The following is a 4219-nucleotide window of genomic DNA, read 5'->3' as shown; positions in this document are numbered from 1 at the left end:
CCTCCAGGGAACCCCCCACCGCCGCGAGCCGTTCCGTGAGCCCCTTCAGACCCGTACCACCGATGGGCGAGGAGCCAGAGGAGCCAGAGGAGCCAGAGGAGACCGAGGGGACCGAAGAGGCAGACGCGCCCACCCCCGCGCCGTCGTCCGAGATCACAAGCCGGACGCACTCCTCCGTGCCCGTGAGGCTGATGGCACAGTGGCCAGCCCCACTGTGCCGCACAACATTGGTGACCGCCTCGCGCACCACCCACCCGAGCAGAGCCTCGGCCTGGGGCGCCAGAGGCGGCCCGGACAGCCGTACGGAGGACGTCACCCCGACGGCCGTCAACACCGAGTGCGCACGGTCGAGTTCCGTGGCCAGGCTCCCCGCCCGGTAGCCGGTCACGGCCTCGCGGATCTCCGTCAGGGCCTGACGCCCGACCGACTCGATGTCCCGCACCTGCAGCAGCGCCGCGTCCAGGTCGCGCGGCGCCAGACGCCGGGCCGCCTCCGACTTCACCACGATCACCGAGAGCGTGTGGCCGAGCAGGTCGTGCAGATCGCGGGAGAAGCGCAGCCGCTCCTCCGCGACCGCGCGGCGGGCCAACTCCTCGCGGGCCGCCCGCAGTTCCCGTACCGCTTCGGCCAGGGACAGGATCGCCGCCGTCACCATCGTCGAGATCCAGGTGGCGTACGCGGTGTCGATGCCGCCCCAGCCCTCGTGGAAGACGGAGGCCGCACCGGCGACCACGGCCACCACCGCGCCGGCCCAGCGCAGGTGCGGCATCCGCACGACCGCGCCGGTCGCGAGCCCGAACAAGGGGAAGAACAGCAGCCAGCTGCCGCCGTACGTCATGGCGAGACCGCAGGTCACGAGACCCAGCAACACCAGTACCACCCGCGTGGAGACCGCTTCCCGCTTCTCCTTCACGAAGGCACGGAACGCCACGTAGATGTAGAGGGAGTTGAAGGTGAACAGCCCCAGGCCGCCGATCCACGGGTTGGGGGTCTCGCCCTGGAAGAGGTTGGAGAAGGCACCCATCCCCATCAGCAGCCAGGGCAGCAGGCTGAATCCGGTAGGAGCCGGACCGGTGTTCCGCGGTCCCTCACCAGCCTCGCACTCGGCCTTGGGCTCGGCCTTGGGCTCGGCCTTGGGCTCGGCCTTGGGCTCGGCCTTGGGCTCGGTCTTGTGCTCGGTCTTGTGCTCGGCTTTGGACTCGGTCTTGTGTTCAGCCTTACGCCACCAGGACATGTCCCAGCCCCCGATCAGATGGTCCCGGCATTGCGCCGGTACGCCAGCACAGCGTACGAACCGAACGCCAGCAGCCAGAACCCCAGCACGAGGACCGCGCCGACCGTGGGCGCGTGGCCGGAGGCGACCGCGCTGCCGAGCTGTGCGAAGCGGTTCGTGGGTGTGTACGCCGACAGCGTGCGCAGCCAGCCGGGGAAGAGGGTGACCGGGAACCACAGGCCGCCGACCACCGCCAGCCCCAGGTTGCAGACCATGTTCGCCACGCCCGTGGTCTGCCCGGTCAGCTGGTAGCCGTTGCCGAGGCCCAGCAGCGTGAACGGGACCGAGCCCAGCCACAGCAGTACCGCGACCGCCGCCCACTGCCACGCGGCCATCCGTACGCCGTTGACGAGACCGCCGGCGGCCAGCACGGCCACGATGGCCGGGAGCACGGTGACCGACCCGGTCAACGCCCGGCCCAGCACCACCTCGCGCGGTGCCATCGGCGTGACGCGCAGCTGCCGCAGCCAGCCGACGGACCGGTCCTCGGCGACCCCGCCACCGGTGTTCAACGCCGAGCCCACCGCTCCGTACGCGGCCATGCCGACCATCGAGGCGGTCTTCCAACTCCCTTCCTGTTCACCGAGGTTGGTGAACAGCAGGTACATCATCACGGGCAGCGCCACACCACCGACCACGAACCCCGTGTCGCGCAGCGTCCGGCGCACTTCGAGCCGAAGATAGTCGAGCATCAGACCGTCTCCCTGACCTGAATGTGGGTGCGGGCGGGGGTGCTCGTACGGACGGAGGCGCCCGTCAGAGCCAGGAAGGCGTCGTCCAGCGAGGCCGGGGCGACCTCCAGCCCCCGTACGGCGTCCCTCCGCGCCAGCGCGACCACCGTCGCGTCCGAGTCCTCCGTACGCAGCAGGGCCCGCCGCCCGCGCACCTCGACGGACACGACACCCGGCAGCAGCTCGAGCCCGTCGGTCGAATGGCCCGCCAGGCCCGCCAGGTCGATCGAGACGAGGTTGCCGCCCGCCGCCCGCCTCAGCTGCTCGCCGGTGCCGTCGGCGACGATCCGGCCGCGGTCGATGACCACGATCCGGTCGGCGTGCGCGTCGGCCTCCTCCAGGTAGTGCGTGGAGAACAGGACGGTGTGTCCGCGCCGCGCGTACGCCCGCATCGAGTCCCAGAACGCGTGCCGCGCCTCCACGTCCAGGGCGGCCGTCGGCTCGTCGAGGACGATCAGCGCGGGGTTCCCGGCCAGCGCCACCGCGAAGCGCACCCTCCCCCACTCTCGGCTTCGCTCGAGCGGGGGGACCCCCACCGTCTGCCCGCCGGAGAGCCGGTCGACCCGGCGCTCCGCCAGCTGCGTGATCCCGGCCAGTTCGAGCGCGTCGGCCACCGGCAACGGCTCCGGATAGCGCCCGGCCACGAAGGAGACCAGCTCCCGGACGGTGACCCGGGGCACGGCCCGGGCGTCCTGCAGCATCGCGCCGACCCGTCCGGCGCGCACCGACTCCTCCGGCGGAGCGCCGAACAGCTCCACACGCCCCTCGTCCGGCTGGTTCAGGCCCAGCAGCAGGGAGATCGTCGTGGACTTCCCGGCGCCGTTGCGCCCGAGCAGCGCGACCGTCCTGCCGCGCGCGATCTCCAGATCCACCCCGTCGACGGCCCGTACGGCACCGAAGGCCTTGACCACGCCGGCGAAGGACACGGCGTGAGGCGATGTTCCAGCTCTCTGCGTCATGGCTACGACGCTACGAACCCCCGGGTGGGACGCGGCAGATGCGCTTGTACCGAGTCGGGCGGGACAAATGTCACCGGTGCCGCCGCCCGGCACGACATGCATATCTGACGTGCCGTCAGGAGTCTTCACAAGTACACGCGCCTGGGCTATACAGGGGATCGCCGGACTGGAACGCGTTCTAGAAGGGCGGGTTCCGCGGCACCGTGACGACCTCGGTGCGGCCGACGGTGCGGACGGCCGTATCGAGGTCTCCTCTGTCGTGCGTGTCGTGCGTGTCGTGCGTGTCGTCAGTGTCGTGAGTCAGGAGCCCCATGCCCATCGACGCAGCCAAGGCCCTCGCCGCCGAACCCCGGTCCGGGGAGATCGCTTGGACCCCGAAGGACGTCCAGCTCTACCACCTGGGCGTGGGCGCCGCCGCGAATCCTGACAAGCGCAGCCCTGCCACCGACCCCGACGAACTGCGCTACACCCTGGAGTCCCGGCTGCACGTCCTGCCGAGTTTCGCCACCGTCGCGGGCGCCGGTTCGCCCGGGGTCATCAGCGGCCTGTCCATGCCCGGCATCGACGTCGACCTGGCCCGCGTCCTGCACGGCGGCCAGACCGTCCGCATCCACCGCCCCCTCCCCGCCGAGGGCACCGCGACCGCCACCTCCCGCATCGCCGCCGTGTACGACAAGGGCAAGGCGGCCGTCCTCGTCATGCGCACCGAAGTCACCGACGCCGAGGGCCCGTTGTGGACCAACGAAGCGCAGATCTTCGTACGCGGGGAGGGCGGCTGGGGCGGGGCCCGCGGACCGTCGGCACGCCTCGAACCGCCCGCCGGCGAGCCCGACAAGGTCGTCGAACGCCCGGTCCGCGAGGACCAGGCACTGCTGTACCGCCTCTCCGGCGACTGGAACCCGCTGCACGCCGACCCGGAGTTCGCCAAGGTCGCCGGGTTCGAGCGGCCCATCCTGCACGGGCTGTGCACCTACGGCATCACCCTCAAGGCCGTCGTCGACACGCTGCTCGGCGGCGACGTGAGCCGGGTGCGCTCGTACGCCACGCGCTTCGCCGGGGTCGTGTATCCGGGAGAGACGCTCCGCATCCGCATGTGGAGCAGGGGCAGCGGGGGCAGCAGGGACGGCGGAGACGGCGGGAACAGCGGGGACAGCCGCGTCCAGGTGTCGGTGACGGCCGTCGACCGGGACGACGCCCCCGTGCTCGCCGACACCCTCGTCGAACACTCCTGACCCCACTTTGAACCCGCCCTGAAC

Annotated in this window: 5 protein-coding genes; 1 reads left to right on the top strand and 4 read right to left on the bottom strand. The window is 71.5% G+C overall.

Annotated elements, in window-relative coordinates; genetic code table 11:
• The 4 genes from FNH08_RS45985 to FNH08_RS53320 all read right to left on the bottom strand — a co-directional run.
• Positions 1-1234: sensor histidine kinase (locus FNH08_RS45985; RefSeq protein WP_152777634.1), on the bottom strand; the 1234-nt coding region annotated here is incomplete at its 3' end.
• Positions 1235-1248: 14 nt separating this feature from the next.
• Positions 1249-1965: an ABC transporter permease gene (locus FNH08_RS45980; protein ID WP_152777632.1), complete on the bottom strand. Its 717-nt coding sequence runs from the start codon at positions 1963-1965 to the stop codon at positions 1249-1251.
• A complete protein-coding gene (locus tag FNH08_RS45975; RefSeq protein WP_152777630.1) occupies positions 1965-2963 on the bottom strand; it encodes an ABC transporter ATP-binding protein in 999 nt (332 codons plus the stop codon). The genes FNH08_RS45980 and FNH08_RS45975 overlap by 1 nt, the downstream gene beginning before the upstream one ends.
• Before the next feature lie 178 nt (positions 2964-3141).
• Positions 3142-3276, bottom strand: a complete 135-nt coding sequence (locus tag FNH08_RS53320; RefSeq protein WP_265579851.1) for a hypothetical protein — start codon at positions 3274-3276, stop codon at positions 3142-3144.
• Between FNH08_RS53320 and FNH08_RS45970 the strand changes: the two genes are divergently transcribed.
• Positions 3275-4195, top strand: coding sequence for a MaoC/PaaZ C-terminal domain-containing protein (locus tag FNH08_RS45970; protein WP_152777628.1), 921 nt, complete (start codon positions 3275-3277; stop codon positions 4193-4195). The genes FNH08_RS53320 and FNH08_RS45970 overlap by 2 nt on opposite strands.
• The last annotated feature ends 24 nt before the right edge of the window (positions 4196-4219 follow it).

The sequence above is a fragment of the Streptomyces spongiae genome (assembly GCF_009377185.1).
GTDB classification, from domain to species: Bacteria; Actinomycetota; Actinomycetes; order Streptomycetales; family Streptomycetaceae; genus Streptomyces; species Streptomyces spongiae.
This window is presented reverse-complemented; position numbering and strand designations above follow the sequence as displayed.